Annotated in this window: 11 protein-coding genes; 9 read left to right on the top strand and 2 right to left on the bottom strand. The window is 45.3% G+C overall.

Annotated features, from left to right (window positions below; translation table 11 throughout):
- Positions 1 to 15 precede the first annotated feature (15 nt).
- Positions 16 to 2,439, bottom strand: a complete 2,424-nt coding sequence (locus K339_RS0117045; RefSeq protein WP_169731869.1) for a T9SS type A sorting domain-containing protein — start codon at positions 2,437 to 2,439, stop codon at positions 16 to 18.
- Positions 2,440 to 2,954: 515 nt separating this feature from the next.
- Here K339_RS0117045 and K339_RS0117035 point away from each other — a divergent pair.
- From K339_RS0117035 to K339_RS0117005, 7 genes are all read left to right on the top strand, one after another.
- A complete protein-coding gene (locus K339_RS0117035) occupies positions 2,955 to 4,757 on the top strand; it encodes an FAD-dependent oxidoreductase (RefSeq protein WP_028524675.1) in 1,803 nt (600 codons plus the stop codon).
- The gene (locus K339_RS0117030; RefSeq protein ID WP_028524674.1) at positions 4,727 to 6,550 is read left to right on the top strand and encodes a 2-oxoacid:acceptor oxidoreductase subunit alpha; all 1,824 of its coding nucleotides are present in this window, start codon (positions 4,727 to 4,729) and stop codon (positions 6,548 to 6,550) included. Before K339_RS0117035 ends, K339_RS0117030 begins: the two co-directional genes overlap by 31 nt.
- A 61-nt stretch (positions 6,551 to 6,611) precedes the next feature.
- Complete coding sequence (locus K339_RS0117025; RefSeq protein ID WP_028524673.1) at positions 6,612 to 7,664, top strand: 2-oxoacid:ferredoxin oxidoreductase subunit beta; 1,053 nt, start codon at positions 6,612 to 6,614, stop codon at positions 7,662 to 7,664.
- Positions 7,665 to 7,834: 170 nt separating this feature from the next.
- Entirely contained in the window at positions 7,835 to 8,989 is a 1,155-nt protein-coding gene (locus tag K339_RS0117020) for a DUF4856 domain-containing protein (RefSeq protein WP_028524672.1), read from the top strand.
- A 95-nt stretch (positions 8,990 to 9,084) separates the two neighbouring features.
- The gene (locus K339_RS0117015) at positions 9,085 to 10,221 is read left to right on the top strand and encodes an imelysin family protein (RefSeq protein WP_028524671.1); all 1,137 of its coding nucleotides are present in this window, start codon (positions 9,085 to 9,087) and stop codon (positions 10,219 to 10,221) included.
- Positions 10,208 to 11,560 carry an HTTM domain-containing protein gene (locus K339_RS0117010; protein WP_157607629.1) on the top strand — a complete coding sequence of 451 codons (1,353 nt, stop codon included), beginning with the start codon at positions 10,208 to 10,210 and terminating at the stop codon, positions 11,558 to 11,560. Before K339_RS0117015 ends, K339_RS0117010 begins: the two co-directional genes overlap by 14 nt.
- Positions 11,538 to 13,961, top strand: coding sequence for a TonB-dependent receptor (locus K339_RS0117005; protein ID WP_028524669.1), 2,424 nt, complete (start codon positions 11,538 to 11,540; stop codon positions 13,959 to 13,961). The genes K339_RS0117010 and K339_RS0117005 overlap by 23 nt, the downstream gene beginning before the upstream one ends.
- 6 nt (positions 13,962 to 13,967) lie before the next feature.
- Here K339_RS0117005 and K339_RS0117000 read toward each other — a convergent pair whose 3' ends face one another.
- Positions 13,968 to 14,987 (bottom strand): LacI family DNA-binding transcriptional regulator, encoded by a 1,020-nt coding sequence (locus tag K339_RS0117000; RefSeq protein WP_028524668.1) that lies wholly within the window; start codon positions 14,985 to 14,987, stop codon positions 13,968 to 13,970.
- A 278-nt stretch (positions 14,988 to 15,265) separates the two neighbouring features.
- Here K339_RS0117000 and K339_RS0116995 point away from each other — a divergent pair, with 278 nt between their 5' ends.
- Both K339_RS0116995 and K339_RS0116990 read left to right on the top strand, forming a co-directional pair.
- Positions 15,266 to 16,621 (top strand): 3-keto-disaccharide hydrolase, encoded by a 1,356-nt coding sequence (locus K339_RS0116995; protein ID WP_028524667.1) that lies wholly within the window; start codon positions 15,266 to 15,268, stop codon positions 16,619 to 16,621.
- A 229-nt stretch (positions 16,622 to 16,850) separates the two neighbouring features.
- On the top strand, positions 16,851 to 18,857 hold the full coding sequence (locus K339_RS0116990; protein ID WP_374754648.1) for a glycoside hydrolase family 3 protein: 2,007 nt from the start codon (positions 16,851 to 16,853) through the stop codon (positions 18,855 to 18,857).
- The last annotated feature ends 1 nt before the right edge of the window (position 18,858 follow it).

Raw genomic sequence — 18,858 nt, 5'->3', positions numbered from 1 at the left:
AGACTACTGGGTTGACTACTGTACTTTTATTACTTTCAAAATCGTTTGGGTATCTCTAAAATGAACACGTAAAAAATAGACGCCATTGGATAACTGACTGACGTTAAATTCTTCGTGGTGGATGTTCGTTTCGGGAACAAAAACCCGTTTAAAAACCTGACGACCTGAGGCGTCTAGTAAAATGGTTTGCACATCTTGCCCTTTGCTTTCTTGTACTTTCAGGCGAAGGGTGTTGGTGACGGGGTTGGGTATCACTTCGGCCAAAGCCCCGTTATCTGTCATTCGTTGTCCATTGTCCAAAACAACTGCTTTTTGCCGCAAGGCGCCTGCGCCAACGCCGTCTTTGGATTGAATTCGGAACCAATATTCTTGATAGGCCAAAACAGTTCCTTGTGGTTGCCGCGTCGAAGGGTAATTGCTGCCCCAGCCTTTCTGATTCCAGTAACGGATGGCCAACTTGAACAAACCTTTGGAAAAACCTGCATCGTGAATATTTACCCCTTGGTCATTCAGCTGATAAAAGCCGTAGGCGGGGTGGTTTTGGGCATAAAGTTCGGTAAAACCCTCGCGATTGGCAAACATAAAATAAGGGGCATTATTCTCGTGGGTATTGTACGAACGCACAGTGCCTGTTTCCGAAACGGTTAGCATGTCAAAGGTAAGTGAGCCGTCGGTGCCAAGCGCGCAGGTTTCAACGAAGGCTGTCCAAAAACGAGGTGCGGTTTTGTTCAGGTTTTCGCTGTAATAAATGGTCGGATTTGATTCGGTACTTAGTGGCAAAATGGGGCCTGCGTCGGGAGAAATGTACTGGGAAGTCCAAGCTGCCAGGTCGTTTGTTTTGATGGCCGATTTTGATTGCCCAACGTTGATAAGGCTAATATTGATTGGCGTAACCCGCACGAGGGCACTGCCGTTTAAGCTGGCTGAGGGTAGGGTTGCGCCACTGGCATCTGTCACCGACACCAAGGTATAAGTCGTCGTCAGGGTAGGAGTTACACTGATTTTCTGGCCGCTACTATAATTGTTGACGGTAAAAGTGCTACTTCCATTGCTATATATAAGGTTATATGGAGCGGTGCCACCCGTGATAACCGCCCTAATATCGGTACTTGTACCTGCACAAATGGTGGCTTCGCCGCTGAGGATGGCGTTGGTGAGCGGCATTGACGAGCAGCCAGGGACGGGCTGAAAACCAACGTCAGTACTTTGGTCAGAACCACTACTCAGCACTTGGTTGAGGTTGATGGTGCCGTTGCCTGCACTTTCAAACCCATTTCTTATGGTGGAGGGCGTCGTGGAGCCATGCCAGTTACAGTTTAGGGTGACAGTACCTTGGGTTCGGTGGATGAGCGCTTTGTGGGTGAAGCCAAAACTTAAATCATTTTGTTCAACGATGATTCCAACGGGTGTGGCATTGATTTTTCCAAATTCCCCAAAACGAATGCCATTTTGCGGCCCAGCAATCCGATTGTTTTTTAGGATAACCCCCGACAGCGTAGCAGGGAGGGTGTGGTACAGTGGTGCATCGTCTCGGGCTTTGATGGCAATGGCCGCAGCGCTTTGTGGGTCTAAGGCCGCCCCGTTTGCTCCCGAATTGGTAATATCTGAGTTTTGGAGGGTAATGTTGGCGTAGGTGCCGTATTTTAGGTTGATGTCGATGCCGTTGTTGAACTCATAGTTGGGGTCAGTGCCGTTGTTGTCTATCGTTAAATTAGACAACAAGGCGTTGCTCAGTTTTTCAAAATACAACCCCTTCTGAAAATTATTGCTAATGGTACTATTTTGAATAATGATTTGGTCAAAAGCAACGGGCGTGGTTGATTGGGTGACTAACATTCCTTGGGTATTTCCCGAAATTAGGCAATTGTCAATCAGCATTCCGTTGACTGCGTTGGTGGTGAGTACCTGAATCCCGACGGTACTTGCTTTTGCGCTGGTGCGTTGAATATTCGTTTTTGAAATGGTGACATTGGTTGTAAGGCCACTGAAATTGATTCCCTTTTGACAATAATCTACCAAAGCCATGTCTTGGAGCGTCGGACGAGCAACTCCGCTTATTTGTACAGCTACCTCATACTGGGTAAGGTACAATTGTTGAAGGGTGACGTTGGAAGCCGTAATGGTAAATCCGATTCCTTGGCAAGCTGACGTGGGCGTTAAAATAGTATTAGTGGCAGGGGAGTCGCCTTTTCCTGCTCCTTTGATGGTCAGTTCTTTCGTCACCATGACATTTTCTTGGTAAGTTCCTGCTGCGACGTTAATGACGTCGCCAGTTGACGCGGCATTGATGGCGGCTTGTATCGTACGTTTGGGCGACCCCGCCGATCCCGCATTTGAATCGTTGCCTGTGGTAGAAACATACCAATCGATTGACCAGCATACATTGGTAGTTATCAAAATGGTAACTAAACTAAGGAAGAAGGAGGCTGTTTTTTTCATGAAATTTGGAATAGAAAAGGTGTATGGGGGTAGGAGGCTAACAAGGATGTAAAAATACGCAGGTACACCAGAATTGCCTAGTTTTTTATTTTTTTTAAGCAGAAGATTTTTATTGTCTCTCAATGTCATCCTAAATGAGTGTATCCAAGGTGGATGAGATAAGTATGAGAATGGGTAGCTTTGTGTTTAAAGTACCTGTTAATCAGGTATTTAAAAAAGGTGTCTTTTTGACACAAGGTAAAGCGGCTCAATATACCTTTAAGTACCATCGCGCGTTTATAGTTTAGCCTTCAAAAAAATGGAAAACCGTTAAGTAATATTTGGATAACATAGCCTTTGTAATACCAAATGAAATTCCTTAATTGCCACCAAAAGGCAAATTAAGCACAATTAACTAATGAAATTACCCATCAAAACCATTGATTTCTGCTGCTTAAAAGACTATTTATCCTTTTAGCAATTGGTGCTTATTGTTAAAAAACTTACGAATAGCAGATCTTTCAAACCATACTTCCTTGAAACCGACAGAAATTAAAAACCCTGAGTATTTCCACAAAGTGGTGGATTGCCAGTACGCTTGCCCTGCGCATACGCCTGTACCAGAGTACATTCGGCTGATTGCGGCAGAGCGCTACACGGAGGCGTACATGGTCAACTGGGAATCCAATGTTTTCCCAGGTGTGTTGGGTCGTACTTGCGACCGTCCGTGTGAGCCTGCTTGCCGCCGTGGGCGCGTGGAGGAGGAACCCGTTGCGATTTGTCGCCTCAAGCGCGTTGCTGCCGACAACAAAGGGGATGTGAAGGCTTTTATGCCGCAAGGCCCTTTTGCTTCAAACGGAAAACGTATCGCTTTGATTGGTGGTGGCCCTGCCGCCCTCACCGTTGCGCGCGACTTGGCACCGCTTGGTTATCAAATCGACCTTTACGACGACCAAGACCGTGGCGGAGGAATGATGCGTAGTCAAATTCCTTCGTTTCGTTTGCCCGAAAACGTGCTGAACGAAGAGGTAAACTTTATCCTTGATTTGGGGATTCATACACATTTCAAAACGCGCGTCGATAGTCTTCGTGGCGTGTTGGACAAAGGTTATGATGCGGTTTTTGTGGGTACAGGTGCGCCCAAAGGAAAAGACTTGGCCGATTTGCCAGGACGTTGGGATTCGTCTGGAAACATCCACATTGGGATTGAGTGGCTGGCGAGTGTAGCGTTTGAACACACCCAAAAAATCGGTAAAAAAGTACTTGTCTTGGGTGGTGGAAACACCGCCATGGACTGCTGCCGCACGTCTCGCCGATTGGGTGGCGAAGAGGTGAAAGTGGTGGTTCGTAGCCCTCGCAAAGAAATGAAAGCCTCGCCTTGGGAAATCGAAGATGCCTTGCACGAAGATATTCCTATTTTTGAAAACCACGTTCCCAAAGCGTTTGTGACCGAAAACGGCAAGCTGGTAGGGATGACGTTTGAGAAAGTAGAGCCAAAATACGAGAATAGCCGCCGTAAGCTTGTGCCAACGGGTGAACCACTGGTGTTTTTTGAAGCCGATGATGTATTGATTGCCATTGGTCAAGAAAACTCTTTCCCGTGGATTGAGCGCGATTTAGGCTTGGAATTTAACGAATGGGGCTTGCCTGCGTTGAACGAAACTACCTTCCAATCGACGGTTCCGAACGTATTTTTTGGTGGTGACGCTGCACTAGGGCCGAAAAACGTAATCACGGCCGTAGCACAAGGCCACCAAGCAGCGGTGTCGATTGATTTGTACTGTAACCAACAATCGCTTACTGAGCGTCCGTCGCCTTACACCAACTTGATTAGCCAAAAAATGGGTATTCACGAGTGGATTTACGATAGCGATGTGACGACTGATATTCGCTACAAAGTTCCGCACGCCGATAAAAGCTTGACCCTAAAAGACCGCAAGAAAGAGGTGGAGTTGGGCTTTAGCCAAGATACGGGCTTCAAAGAAGCACAACGGTGCCTCAACTGTGACGTTCAAACCGTCTTCTCTGAAAGCCGCTGTATAGAATGTGATGCCTGCGTGGATATTTGTCCAACGACTTGTATTACGTTTACCACAAATGGCGAAGAAGAAGATCTTCGTACTCGTTTGAATGCTCCCGCCAATGATACTAGCCAAGACCTGTACGTGTCTGACTCGTTGAAAACAGGACGGGTGATGATAAAAGATGAAAACGTGTGCTTACACTGTGGCCTTTGCGCCGAACGCTGTCCTACATCGGCGTGGGACATGCAGAAATACTTATATTCAGTTACCAAAGCAGGGAATCAATGCGGAATCTTACAGGAATTAACGACTTAGTAGTACGATTTGCCAACGTCAATGGGACAGGGTCGGCCAGTGCCAACAACATGTTTGCGATGTCTATTTTTAGAATGGGCATTCCCATGACGGCTAAAAATATTTTCCCCTCTAATATCCAAGGATTACCAACTTGGTACGAGGTTCGGGTGAGTGAAAAAGGCTACTTAGGCCGCCGTGAAGGGGTGGACGTGCTTGTGTGCGTCAACCCACAAAGCATGAAACAAGACATTGCCTCGGTCAAATCGGGGGGATATTTTGTGTATGATAACACCAAAAATCTCCACAAAGATTTTATCCGCGATGACATCAATTACATCGGAATCCCGATGATTGGTATCTGTATGCGTTTGTACCAAGACCCCCGTCAGCGTCAGTTGTTCAAAAACATGATTTACGTGGGTGCCTTGGCTGCTTTGTTGGACATTGAGTTGGAGGTGGTAAAAGGAATCATTGCCGATGAGTTTGCTAAAAAACCAAAACTCATTGAACCCAACGTGCAAGCAATGATGGAAGGTGTAAAATATGTGCAGGACAATTATAGTTATCCGCTCCATGTACGCGTCGAACGCCGTGATTTGGTGGGCGACAGCATCGTGATTGACGGAAATACGGCTTGTGGTCTTGGCGCTGTTTATGCGGGAGCGACCGTCGCGGGTTGGTACCCGATTACTCCTTCTACCTCACTGGTAGAAGCTTTTGCCAAATACGCCAATAAATACCGTCTTGACCCCGAAACGGGACTGAAGAAGGTGGCGATTGTGCAAGCGGAAGACGAGCTTGCAGCTTTTGGGATGGTCTTAGGGGCATCTTGGAACGGAGCGCGCGCCTTTACGGCAACGAGTGGCCCTGGGGTTTCGTTGATGAACGAATTTTTAGGATTAGCCTATTTTGCCGAAATCCCAGCAGTATTGGTGGATGTACAACGTGGAGGCCCTTCGACGGGGATGCCAACCCGTACGCAGCAGTCTGACTTGTTGTTGGCTGCCTATGCGTCGCACGGGGATACCAAACACGTTTTGTTGTTGCCAAGTACGCCTACGGAGTGTTTCAATTTGATGGCGGATGCGTTTGATTTGGCAGAACGTTTGCAAACACCTGTCATTGTGATGACAGACTTGGATTTGGGAATGAACGACCACTTGACGGCTCCCCTGAAATGGGACGATAGCCGTCGCTACGACCGTGGTAAAGTATATACTGCTCAAGATTTGGACGATTTGACGGCGGTGGGTAAGCAATTTGGGCGTTATTTGGACGTGGATGGCGACGGCATTCCGTACCGTACCATTCCAGCCACGCACCCCACCAAAGGTTCATTCTTTACACGCGGTACATCGCACGACGAATATGCCCGCTATACCGAAGATGGGGTGAAAAATGCCGAAGTGCTCAACCGTTTGCTTAAAAAATGGGATACGGCCAAAGAAATTACGCCAAAACCTGAGTTTTATCAAACTGAAAATAAGAGCAATGTCGGGGTAATTTTCTTCGGAACGACGACCTATGCGGCTTTGGAAGCCATGGACTTGCTCCGTGAGGAAGAGGGTATTACGCTAGATGCGATGCGTGCCACGGCCTTCCCATTCCATTCGTCGGTAGAGGAATTTATTGCGGCGCACGACCAAGTGTTTGTGATCGAGCAAAACCGTGATGCGCAGTTCCGTACGTTGTTGATCAACGAACTGGAAGTGAATCCGAAAAAACTCATCAAAATCCTCAATTACGACGGAATGCCAATTACGGCAGAAGCAATTCGCCGTCAGATTGCGGGAGTGTTAGCCACGGTGTAAATAAAATTCCAACCTCCCGAAAGTTCTAAACTTTCGGGAGGTTACAAATTTGACATTCAAAATGACTTACATAAAACCAAAATTTCGTCACCCTGAAATGCCCAAAAATACCATTGGGTACGCCAAAGCCGATTATGAAGGGGTGATTTCGACGCTTTGTGCAGGTTGCGGCCACGATTCCATCAGTGGTGCCATCGTACAAGCTTGTTATGAAATGGCGATTGAGCCGCATCGCGTGGCCAAATTGTCGGGGATTGGTTGCTCGTCTAAGACGCCCAACTATTTCTTGAACAATTCACACGGCTTTAACTCCGTTCACGGCCGTATGCCTTCGGTGGCGACGGGTGCTAACATGGCCAACCGCGACTTGATTTACCTTGGTGTTTCGGGTGATGGCGATACGGCTTCCATCGGAATGGGGCAGTTTGTTCACGCCATTCGTCGGAATTTGAACATGCTTTACATCGTCATGAACAACGGTTGTTATGGATTGACCAAAGGGCAGGATTCGGCAACGGCCGATCAAGGTTCAGTGAGCAAAAGTGGCTCGGTCAACCCGTTTGAAGGCATTGACTTGCCTGGCATGGCGCTCGAACTTGGAGCGACCTTTGTGGCACGTAGTTTTTCGGGAGATAAAACCCAACTCGTTCCACTCATCAAAGCCGCGCTTTCTCACAAAGGGTTTGCGTTGATTGACGTGATGTCTCCGTGCGTAACGTTCAACAACAACGCAGGTTCAACCAAATCGTACGACTACGTTCGCGACCACATCGAAGCTTTGGCCGAAATTGGTTTTGTGCCTGAAAAAGAAGAAATTACGGTTTCTTACGAGACGGGTACAACGGTGGATGTGGAGTTGCACGATGGTTCGGTAGTGCATTTACAAAAATTAGCCGATGGCTGGGATCCTCGCGATCGTCAAGCGGCGATGCGTCGTTTGCAGGCCGCAAAAACAGAGGGAGAAATTCTGACGGGGTTGTTGTATATTGACCCCAATAGCAAAGATTTGCACGAAGTGATTAAGTCTGATTCGCGTCCGTTGAATAGCCTTAAAGAAGAAGACTTGTGTCCAGGTTCTGCTATTTTAGACCTAATCAATGAGGATTTTAGATAGCAATAAACGCTAACGTATTTTAAAAAGTGGACCCTAACAAGTCCACTTTTTTGTTTTTTGTCTATGCAGAGATAAATCAATTTCGCTCAAATTTTTCTACTTTATATTTGTAATAAGTCTAAATAATAGTAATCTTTGCGGCTGTATTTCTCACCAAGCCAATAAATACTATGTTTAAGCATCTTTTATCTATCCGTTTTGTCGCAGCCGTGTTGGTAGCTATCAGCCTAACATCATGCGAAAAAGAAACGACAACTCCTCAACTTCGCAAAACGATTGACTACGCAACTTTAACAGAGACGACCCCTTACAGTAGCTTATTTGTGGACGAAACGGGCAAAACAACCGTTGACCTGAGCAATGGCAACAACCGTTACAAGATGTTTCAGGCGTTGAATACCTATATTAGTTCTTCTATTAGTGGAAATAAGCAAGTGGATGCTGCTGTGTTGAAAAACATGTTTGGTAATACAGGGAATGCCTTTGCTGATAGTACAAAACTCAACACTTCAGGGGTACAATTACGGAATATAACTGCTTCATCTTGGTCAACGACCGAAGCAGAGAAAGTAAGAGCTTATTTTGAAACATACTTTACGCTGACTGCCGAAGCCAGTAAATCGGTGACTGCGACTGCTGCAAAAGGAAAAGCAGGCAAACTTGGAACGTACCTAGTGGACGAACGAGGAATTGAGCCCATTCAAATCATTCAAAAGTCTTTGATTGGAGCTATGCAGTACGATTATATCGGAAATGTGTTGTTAACCAAAGGGTTAGATGCCGATAATTCTACGTTGGTATCGGGCAAAAATTACACCCAATTAGAACAAAACTGGGACGAAGCCTATGGATTGTTGACCTTGAACCAAGTATATCTTAAAGGTTCAACGGATGCTACCAGAGGAACTACGGAGTTTGCATTGGGCTCTTACATTTGGGAATACAACAAAGGTGCGTATGCTAAAATCCACCCAGCTTTCTTAAAAGGACGTGCGGCGATTATAAACAATGATAAAGCCGAACTCAAAAAACAAGCTGATTTTATTAAAGCTGAAATAGAGAAAGCGCTTGCGGCTTCAGCGTTGGGGTATTTAGGCCCTAAATACATCGCAGCTACCACCGACGCAGCCCGTGCACACGCCATTGGCGAAGGTCTTGGGTTTATCTATTCACTGCGTTTTGCCACGGTAAATGGGGCAGATGCGGCTTTTTCGGATGCAATCATCAAAGCGTTGGTCTTGGATTCGGCAGGTGGTTTTTGGGATTTGACTCCTTCAAAACTCACGGCAGCTTCTGACGCCATCAAAGCCAAATTCAAATTGTAATATCTGACTTATCCACACCATTGATTTCTAAGCAAGAGGGTAATTGGCTTTCAGCCTTTTGCCCTCTCTTTTCTGTTTAAAAAGCTATGTTTAAAATGAATACTTTCAAACGAACTATTGCAGTTGTAGCGCTATTGAGTGGTTTTTTGTGGGCATGTGGAGAGAGTTCAACGACCGAGCCAGCACCAGACGACGATTCTAAAGACCGTAAAGCCGTTTTGACTCATTTGGCGGACGAAATTATTTTACCAGCTTACGCCAATTTTAAGCCGAAATTGGAGACGATGATTGCAAAATCGCAGGCATTTTCGGCCAAGCCTGATGCGATTACCTTGAGCGAATTTCGTCAAGCGTGGGTGGATGCTTATACTGAATGGCAAAAAGTAGAATTGTTTGACGTGGGGCCTGCCAACAAAACGGGAATTCGGAATTACTATAATATTTATCCAACAAATGTGACGGGTATCAATGACTACATGGCCGACCCGTCGGTCAATTTGGAAGTGGCTTCTTCGTACGACAAACAGGGGTTTCCAGCGTTGGATTATTTGATTAATGGCGTTGGGGCAACCGATGCACAAATCGTAGCCTATTATACTGCATCAGTGGAAGGCCCCAAACGATTGGCTTACATAAAGCGTATTACTGACCACATGAATGCTTTGATTACGAAGGTGATAGCCGATTGGAATGGTTCGTATCGAACAGAGTTTACTACCAAAACTGGACTCGACATTGGCTCGCCGATGGGAGAGTTGGTCAATGGGTATGTGCTTCATTATGAGCGTTATATCCGTTCTGGGAAATTCGGTATTCCGTCGGGAGCAATGCTCAATGGCGTGGTCGCTTCCGATAAAGTAGAAGGTTTTTACAAAAAAGATATTTCTAAGATACTTGCTCAGACCGCTCACCAAGCTGCCGTTGATTTTTTTAATGGAAAAAGTGTAAAAACGGGAACGAATGGCGCAGGGTTTAAAACGTACCTCGATGCGCTTGGAGCAAAGGATAGTGCTACTGGAAAAACACTTTCCGAAACAATCAACGCACAGTTTGACATTGCTAATCAGAAAATAAATGGGCTCAAACCTAATTTTTACGAGGAAGTAAAAACAAACAATGCCGCCATGGTACAAGTTTATACCGAAATGCAAAAAGCGGTGCGTATGCTAAAAGTGGACATGACTTCGGCCATGAGCATCGTTATCACTTATACGGATAATGATGGAGATTAGGGAGGTAAAAACAACTTCAGCAGCCCCTTTGGCAGTTTTTAGGATTGTCTTTGGGGCTATGATTTTTTTGAGTGTGATTCGGTTTTGGTACCAAGGTTGGATCAAATCATTGTACATTGATCCCAAGTATTTTTTTCCATTTTATGGTCTCGAATTCATAAAGCCGTGGGGCGAATATACCTATATTCTGTTTGTTATTTGTGCTTGTTGCGCCTTGATGTTGGCTTTAGGCATGTTTTATCGGATAGCTTCGATTGGTTTGTTTTTTAGCTTTACATACATCGAACTTATGGATAAAAGCACCTACCTCAACCACTATTATTTTGTAAGTTTGGTGTGTTTGATGTTGGTCTTTCTGCCAGCGCAGATGTATTTCTCAGTAGATGCGTATCGCAACAAAAACCTACTTTCTGATGCTATCCCCGTTTGGTGTCTTAGTTCGCTGCGGCTTTTTGTGGGGCTTCTCTATTTTTTTGCAGGCTTGGCCAAAGTAAACAGCGACTGGCTGTTGTTAGCACAACCCCTAAAAATTTGGCTACCAGCTAAAAATGATCTGCCAATTATTGGTTTTTTGTTCAACTATTCGTGGATTCCCTTCGTATTTAGCTGGTTTGGCTGCCTTTACGATTTGCTAATTCCTTTTTTGTTATGGAATGCAAAAACGCGACTTTGGGCCTACGGAGCCGTGGTTGTGTTTCATGGTTTAACGGCTATTTTGTTTCCCATCGGGATGTTCCCTTACGTGATGATGGTGACGGCTTTGGTCTTTTTTTCGGGAGAATTTCACCAAAAAATCATATCTCAAATAGGGAAATGGTTGCAACTTCCAGCGACTTTTTTGCATCCCAATCGAATATATGCTTATTCGCCAACTACGCAGCGAATTTTGCTTTTGGGATTTGGAGGCTTTTTTTGTTGGCAATTACTTATGCCGTTTCGGTATTGGTTGTATCCAGGAGAATTGTTTTGGACAGAAGAAGGCTATCGGTTTTCGTGGAGAGTGATGCTGATGGAAAAAGCGGGCTACGCCCAATTTACAGTGCTTGACAAAGAAGGGCGGCGAGAAGTGGTTAATAATCAGCAATTTTTGACGCCATTACAAGAGAAAATGATGTCAACTCAGCCTGATATGCTGCTGTATTATGCCCATATTTTACGCGATTTTTACCACCAACGTGGTTATAATAACCCCCAAGTTTACGTTGATTCTTACGTAACTCTCAACGGGCGCATGGGGAGGCCGCTGGTCAAACCTACGACCAATTTGGCGCAAGAAGAAGAGTCTTTCAAACCTAAAAAATGGATTACTTCCTTTGATGACACAATTACGGGTTTTTAGTTTTTTAATGACATTTAGCGTCATTTTTTCGGCTTTTGGCCAATATCAGCTTACTGGACAACTTTTAGCCAAACAAGATAGTAGTTTTGTAAAGGGTTGTCTCGTTTCGTTGAATGTCGGTAATCGAACTGCTACTACGGACGATGAAGGACGCTTTTCTTTTGGAAAATTGGCAAAAGGTACCTACGAGCTCTATACCAATTGTGCAGATTTTAAGTCTGCAAAAATCTCGACGACGCTTTCGGCCGATCATCATTTTGTGGCTATCTGGTTGGTGGGACGTAACGAAACGTTGAATGAAGTGGTCGTCACCGAAAAACAAGCCGATTTTGGTTTTACACGGATGCGTGCCGTCGAAAGCATGGGAATTTATGAAGGAAAAAAATCGGAGGTTATCATCCCAGAACAGTTAGTCGCTAACCTAGCAACCAACAACGCCCGTCAGGTGTATGCCCGCGTTGCAGGGCTGAATATTTGGGAAAATGAAGGTGCAGGGTTGCAATTAAGCATTGGTGGCCGTGGTCTTGACCCCAACCGAAGTTCTAATTTTAACGTACGCCAAAATGGTCACGACATCAGCGCAGATGCGTTAGGCTATCCCGAAAGTTATTATACACCTCCCATTGAGGCTGTTGGAAAAATTCAAATCGTGCGGGGGGCGGCTTCGCTTCAGTACGGTACGCAGTTTGGGGGATTACTCAATTTTGTGATGAAAAAGCCTGTCCTGAACCGCAAGTTTGAGCTAGTAGCGCGACAATCTATTGGCTCATTTGGGTTTTATAATGGCTTTGTCAGTGCAAGCGGAACCGTCGGAAAACTGAGCTATTATACCTTTGGACAATACAAGCAAGGCAACGGTTGGCGTCCCAATTCGCATTTTACAAATGGGACATTTTATGCTGATGTGGACTATCGACTGTCCGAAAAAACAACGCTTGGGGTGGACGTAACGCATACGTCATACTTAGCCCAACAGCCTGGCGGGCTCACCGACCAAATGTTTCGGGATAACCCGCGTCAAAGCAACCGAGAACGTAACTGGTTTAAGGTAAATTGGAACATGCTTGCGGTGCATTTTGACCATAAATTCAACGTAAATCATGAGTTTAACCTCCGCTTGTTTGGCTTATCGGCCTATCGTTACTCGTTGGGTTTCCGACCCAACCGCGTTGCAAGTATCGACGACAATAGCGAGCGTGATTTAATCAAAGGTGATTTTACCAACTGGGGAGCCGAAGCGCGCTTTTTGAAACGCTATTTTTTGGGTAAAAAACAAGGCGTTTTACTCGTCGGAACGCGTTATTATCACGGTTTTAACCATAGTATTCAAGGACTAGGAAGTAAAGGAAAAGACGCCGATTTTACCTTTGTAGATGACCCGCAATCGGTGGCTTCGGACTACCGTTTTCCCAATCGAAATGTGTCGGCATTTGTAGAAAATATACTGTATCTCAACGACAAACTTTCAATTACACCTGGCCTTCGTTATGAATACATTTACACGACGGCGGATGGGTTTTATGGGACGATTTTACGCGATTTGGCGGGGAATATCATCAGTTCAACCCGCACCAACGAACGCCGCACCAACGGGCGTCAGTTTGTGATAGGGGGGATAGGTGTTAGCTTTAAACCTACTTCAACAATAGATGTGTATGCCAATGTTTCGCAGAATTATCGCTCTATTACGTTTAGCGACATGCGCATCACCAACCCTTCGTCGGTGATTGACCCCAACATGAAAGACGAGCGTGGCTATTCGATGGATTTGGGCATACGAAGCACGCAAACGACACTCTATAATTATGACGTAAGTGGGTTTTATTTGAATTACAATAACCGCATTGGTGAAGTACAATTTTATGATGAAAACCAACGGGTTTTACGCCGTCGTAGCAACATTGGACAAGCCATTATTTATGGCTTAGAATCGTACGGAGAAGTGGATGTTTGGCGGGCACTTTCTCCTGATTTGTCAAAAGTGAGTGGGGTACTATTTGCCAATGTTGCCGTAATTCGCTCCAATTATAAGGCAAGTGAGATTGCGGGAGTTAAAGGGAAACAGGTGGAATTTGTCCCAAAAATTAACCTCAAAAGTGGGCTTCGGGTAGGCTATAATCATTGGAAAGCATCGTTTCAATATACCTATTTGTCGGAGCAGTTTACGGAAGCAACCAATGCCCGCGACGGTGGTGTGTCGGCGGTCGTTGGGATAATCCCCGCTTATACCATTTTGGATGTAAGTGCTTCCTACGAATTTCGCCGTTTCCGAATCGAAACAACGGTAAACAACTTAGCCAATCGTGCCTATTATACCCGTCGTGCCACGGGGTATCCAGGCCCAGGGATTCTTCCTTCCGACGGGCGCAGTGTTTACGTTACTGTCCAAGTAAAAATATAGGAACACCTACGTTTTTCGCAGCGACGATGCCCGAATCACCAAGTTGGTATGTAAAACTTTGGTGATTGATTGGGTGTTTTCGTTGGGCTTTTTGATGAGTTTAATGAGCAGTTCTGCGGCCGAACGACCCATTTCAAAGGCAGGTTGTGCGACCGAGCTCAACGGTGGGTTGAGCATGGCAGCCATGGGCAAATCAGAGAATCCAATCAAAGCAATGTCCTTGGGCATGGTCAGTCCTGCTTCGGTAATGGCCGCGTGGCATCCAATGGCAATGTTGTCGCTGGCGGCAAAGATACCGTCGGGATGAATAGCGCTTTTGAGCAATTGCCGCGCCACTTCAATCGACTGCTGTGAGTCAAAATGGGTGGACCATACATATTCTTCGTGGTACGGCAACCCGTGGTCGAGCAAGGCAGTTTTATACCCTTGAAGTCGCCTTTTGCTGATCAACAAATGTGGCGGCCCCGAGATATGAACAATCCGCTGGCAGCCTTGGTCTATCAAGTGTTTGGTGGCATTGTAGGCCCCTTCATAGTCATCGACGGCCACTTTATGGGTGTCTATTTCTTCGTAGATGCGGTCAAAAAATACAATCGGAAAGCCTTTGTCGTGCAGGTTTTTGAAGTGCGAGAAGTCGGTAGTATTGGTCGCGACGGCCACTAAAAAGCCATCTTTTCTTCGATTATAAATGTGTTTGACGTTTAACACTTCGCGTTCGTAGTCGTCGTGGCTTTGATAAATCACAACGTGGTATCCTTCGGCAAAAGCAACGTCTTCGATTCCCGCAATCACAATTGCAAAAAATGGATTAGAAATATCTGGAACAATCACCCCGATGTCGTTACTGTGGCTGTTTAATAAGCTCAGGGCAACGGGGTCGGGGGTATAGTCTAGCTGTTCGGCAAGTTCAAGAACCTTGCGTTTGGTTTCGATGCCAATTTCGTGACTGTCTCGCAGCGCTCTCGATACGGTCGAGGTCGAGAGGTTCAGCTGTTTGGCAATGTCTTTTATCGTGACTTTTCTCATGGGAGTGCAAACCTAAAAAAGTCCTATTTAATTCTCAAAGTATGGTCTTTAAATAAGAAACATAAATATAACAGTAGGCGCTTATTTTCCAATTTTAAATCAAAGAAAGCTGGGTGGTGCAACCGTTCCCGAAAACGTTTGCGTAAATAAATGAATCTTACTTCTTTCATAAGCGGGCATTAAATTCTAACATCATGGAAGAAAAATGTCTCATCGCTCTTATTTAAGCGATACAAAATCTAAACATAATACCATTTTATTTACTAAAAATTGTACGAATGAAAAAGCAACTAGCTATTCTTTTCACTTTACTTTGGGTATCGGGTACTGTCTTTGCCCAAAAAGAAAAATGGACACCTTTATTTGATGGAAAATCATTCAAAGGATGGAAGCAACTCAATGGCCAAGCAAAATATACCATTGAAAATGGCGAAATCGTAGGTTCTACGGTGGCCAATACGCCCAATTCATTCATGGCTACTGAAAAAGAATACGGCGATTTTATCCTAGAATTAGACCTAAAGGTCGATAATTCGATGAACTCAGGTATTCAGATTCGTAGTTTGTCAACGCCCGATTACCAAAATAGCCGCGTACACGGCTACCAAATCGAAATCGACCCGTCAGACCGTGCGTGGTCGGGTGGGGTGTATGACGAAGCACGCCGTGGTTGGTTGTACAACTTGAACTTTAACCCTGAAGGTAAAAAAGCTTTCCGTCGCGATGCGTGGAATCACTATAGGATTGAGGCCATCGGAAACGTGATTCGGACGTGGATCAATGGCATTCCAACCGCGCATTTGATTGATGACATGACTCCGAAAGGGTTTATTGCGTTACAGGTGCATTCCATTGGAAAAGACGGAAAAGAAGGCACGCAGATTCGTTGGAAAAACATTAAAATTCAAACCGAAAACCTAAAAGCGAGTCCTGTTGATAATTGCCCTGTCGAAAACTGGATGATTAACAGCTTGTCGGAACAAGAAAAATCGCAAGGTTTTAAATTGTTGTTCAACGGCAAAGACTTCACAGGTTGGAGAGCCGTACACAGCGACAAAATGTCGGGTAAGCACTGGAATGTGGTGGACGGTACGATGAATGTAAGCCCATCGGATGGGTCTGAAACGGGTAATGACATCGTGTCGACTGACCAATACGGCGCGTTTGAAATGAAGTTTGAGTTTAAACTGACCGAAGGAGCTAATTCGGGAGTGAAATACTTTGTGAACGAAGCCTTTGATTCGGGAGGAAAATCAGGAATTGGGTTGGAGTTTCAAGTGTTGGACGATGAAAAACATCCCGATGCCAAAATGGGCGCTGCTGGAAACCGCACGTTGGCGAGTTTGTATGACTTGATTCCATCGTACAAATTGGATAAACGCTTCCAAAAGAAAATTGGTGAATGGAATCAAGGCCGCATTGTGGTGTATCCTAATAATATTGTGCAGCACTGGCTCAATGGTTTCAAAGTGATTGAGTATGAGCGCAAAAGTAATATTTATGATGCACTTGTAGCTCGTTCAAAATACGCTAAATACCAAGGATTTGGCGCGGGCGACAAAGGCCATATTCTTCTCCAAGACCACGGCAACAACGTGTCGTTCCGTAACTTGAAAATCCGCGAATTGAAGTAACAATTGCAAGATTATTCATGGCACACGGATGACATTATAACGTGATTATGTTCTAACCCCAGTCCTTTAGGCTGGGGTTATCGAGAACTGGCTTAACTGCTCTGGCTTTAGCCCTGACTTTAGCGTATTTTGACGTAAAATGTCAAGGCTAAAGCCGTGAAATGATTATGTTCGACTTTGCCCCAGCCTAAAGGACTGGGGTTTTCAGAAACTACCAAAGACCAACTAAATGATGAAAAAGTTTTTATTATTCTCCTTAATTGTTAGCGTAGCCAACGCCCAAAAGCAACCCCAACTAAGCCACCGTTCGGTCAAAGTGTTAAAAGAAAGCGGTTTAGAGTTTAAAGACCTCAATAAAAACGGTAAACTAGATAAGTACGAAGATTGGCGTTTACCTGTAGAGGTTCGCGCCAACGACTTACTTTCTCAAATGACCCTCGACGAAAAAGTAGGTTTTATGCTCATCAGTACCACGCGCATGGCGGGTGAGATGACTTTTCAAGGAAATGCAGGCAACGAACGCCGTGAAATTACGAGCGCTTTCAACGAAGAAGATTTAGTCCAAGGCACCAATATGTTTACCCGTAAACCGTTGGCTGTGCCCACGCTTTCGGCGTCAGGTACTACAAAAGGCGTGAACGAGCGGCATTTGCGTCACTTTATTTTACGGGCAAATACCAGTGTGAAAAACCTTGCTGAGTGGTCAAACAACTTGCAAGCGTTGTGCGAAAATACGCGCTTGGGCATTCCTGCGGTAGTGGCCTCCAATCCGCGCAACCACATTACCGTTGACGCTTCCGTGGGCTTGAGCGTAGGAGCGACGCCTTTCTCAAAATGGCCTGGCGAACTCGGAATGGCCGCTATGCGCGATTTTAAATTGACGCGTGAGTTTGCCCAGATTGCGGCGCAAGAGTGGGCAGCCGTGGGGTTACGCAAAGGCTACATGTACATGGCTGATTTGGCTACCGAACCCCGCTGGAACCGCACCGAGGGAACGTTTGGAGAGGATGCCGATTTGTCGGCCAACATGATTCGGGAGATTGTACTTGGATTTCAGGGAACAAAATTGGGAAATCAGTCGGTGGCGATGACGACCAAACACTTCCCAGGGGGAGGCCCGCAAGTGGGAGGACAAGATTCGCACTTTGAATGGGGAAAATTTGCCCACTATCCAGGCGGTATGTTTGATTACCATGTAAAACCGTTCAAGGCGGCGATTGAGGCAGGTACGTCGTCGATGATGCCTTATTACTCGGCTCCCCAAGGCAAAGAGTTTGAGGAAGTTGGCTTTTCGTACAACAAGGCCATAATTGACGATTTATTGCGCAAAAAATTGGGTTTCAAAGGTATTATTAACTCCGACACGGGGCCAATCGACATGATGCCGTGGGGCGTAGAAAATTTGAGTATTACCGAACGTTACCAAAAAGCATTGAACGCAGGCGTTGATATTTTCTCGGGTTCGGCCGATCCTACTTTTTTGCTCGAAACGGTGAAAAAAGGGCTGGTGACTGAAAGCCGAATCGATGCGTCTGTAGCTCGCTTATTGAAAGAAAAGTTTGAATTAGGATTGTTTGAAAATCCTTACGTGGAGATTGAGAAAGCTCAAAAATTGGTAGGGAATACGGAATTTCAACAAAAAGCCGACCTCGCCCACCGCAAATCAGTTGTTTTGCTCCGCAATGACGCGAAGTTGTTGCCTTTGACCCAAAAAACAAAAGTATTACTCGAAGTCATTCGTGATGCGGGTGGTCGGAATGCCGAATCTCCCACCAAAGTGATTAAACCCACTGCTTCGTATCCAAACGTGGAGTTTGTGTCAACGAAAGAAGAAGCCGATATAGTAGTGGAATGGCTGTATCCGACAACTGGAGGACTTTTCAGCTCGAATGGAAAACCGATTGAATTGAGCTTGTCTAAAAACCGAATTGACGTGGTGCGCCTCAACGAATTGTGTAAAGCCAAACCTACAATTGTGGTAGTAAATTTTACGAATCCTTGGGTAATTGAGGAAATTGAGGGAAATACTAAAACCCTTTTAGCTACTTTTGGTACCACTCCTGAGGCGGTGATGGATGTAATTACGGGAAAATTTAACCCAACGGGCAAGATGCCGTTTGCGATTCCTGTCTCAGAAAAAGCCGTAGCAGAGAACAAATCTGACGTTCCTGGCAGTAAGGAAAACGCAGGCTACGCTTTGTTTAATTTTGGAGATGGATTGAGTTATAAGAAATAAA

Origin of the sequence: Runella limosa DSM 17973, from assembly GCF_000482465.1 — a bacterium.
Lineage (GTDB): Bacteria > Bacteroidota > Bacteroidia > Cytophagales > Spirosomataceae > Runella > Runella limosa.
The sequence above is the reverse complement of the archived record's forward strand: the minus strand, read 5'-3'. Positions and strand labels throughout refer to the sequence as shown.

Excerpts from the sequence above, each read along its gene's own strand:
- K339_RS0117045 (WP_169731869.1), bottom strand. The coding sequence starts at position 2,439 with ATGAAAAAAACAGCCTCCTTCTTCCTTAGTTTAGTTACCATTTTGATA.
- K339_RS0117030 (WP_028524674.1), top strand. The coding sequence starts at position 4,727 with ATGCGGAATCTTACAGGAATTAACGACTTAGTAGTACGATTTGCCAAC.
- K339_RS0117025 (WP_028524673.1), top strand. The coding sequence starts at position 6,612 with ATGACTTACATAAAACCAAAATTTCGTCACCCTGAAATGCCCAAAAAT.
- K339_RS0117020 (WP_028524672.1), top strand. The coding sequence starts at position 7,835 with ATGTTTAAGCATCTTTTATCTATCCGTTTTGTCGCAGCCGTGTTGGTA.
- K339_RS0117015 (WP_028524671.1), top strand. The coding sequence starts at position 9,085 with ATGAATACTTTCAAACGAACTATTGCAGTTGTAGCGCTATTGAGTGGT.
- K339_RS0117010 (WP_157607629.1), top strand. The coding sequence starts at position 10,208 with ATGATGGAGATTAGGGAGGTAAAAACAACTTCAGCAGCCCCTTTGGCA.
- K339_RS0117005 (WP_028524669.1), top strand. The coding sequence starts at position 11,538 with ATGACACAATTACGGGTTTTTAGTTTTTTAATGACATTTAGCGTCATT.
- K339_RS0117000 (WP_028524668.1), bottom strand. The coding sequence starts at position 14,987 with ATGAGAAAAGTCACGATAAAAGACATTGCCAAACAGCTGAACCTCTCG.
- K339_RS0116995 (WP_028524667.1), top strand. The coding sequence starts at position 15,266 with ATGAAAAAGCAACTAGCTATTCTTTTCACTTTACTTTGGGTATCGGGT.
- K339_RS0116990 (WP_374754648.1), top strand. The coding sequence starts at position 16,851 with ATGATGAAAAAGTTTTTATTATTCTCCTTAATTGTTAGCGTAGCCAAC.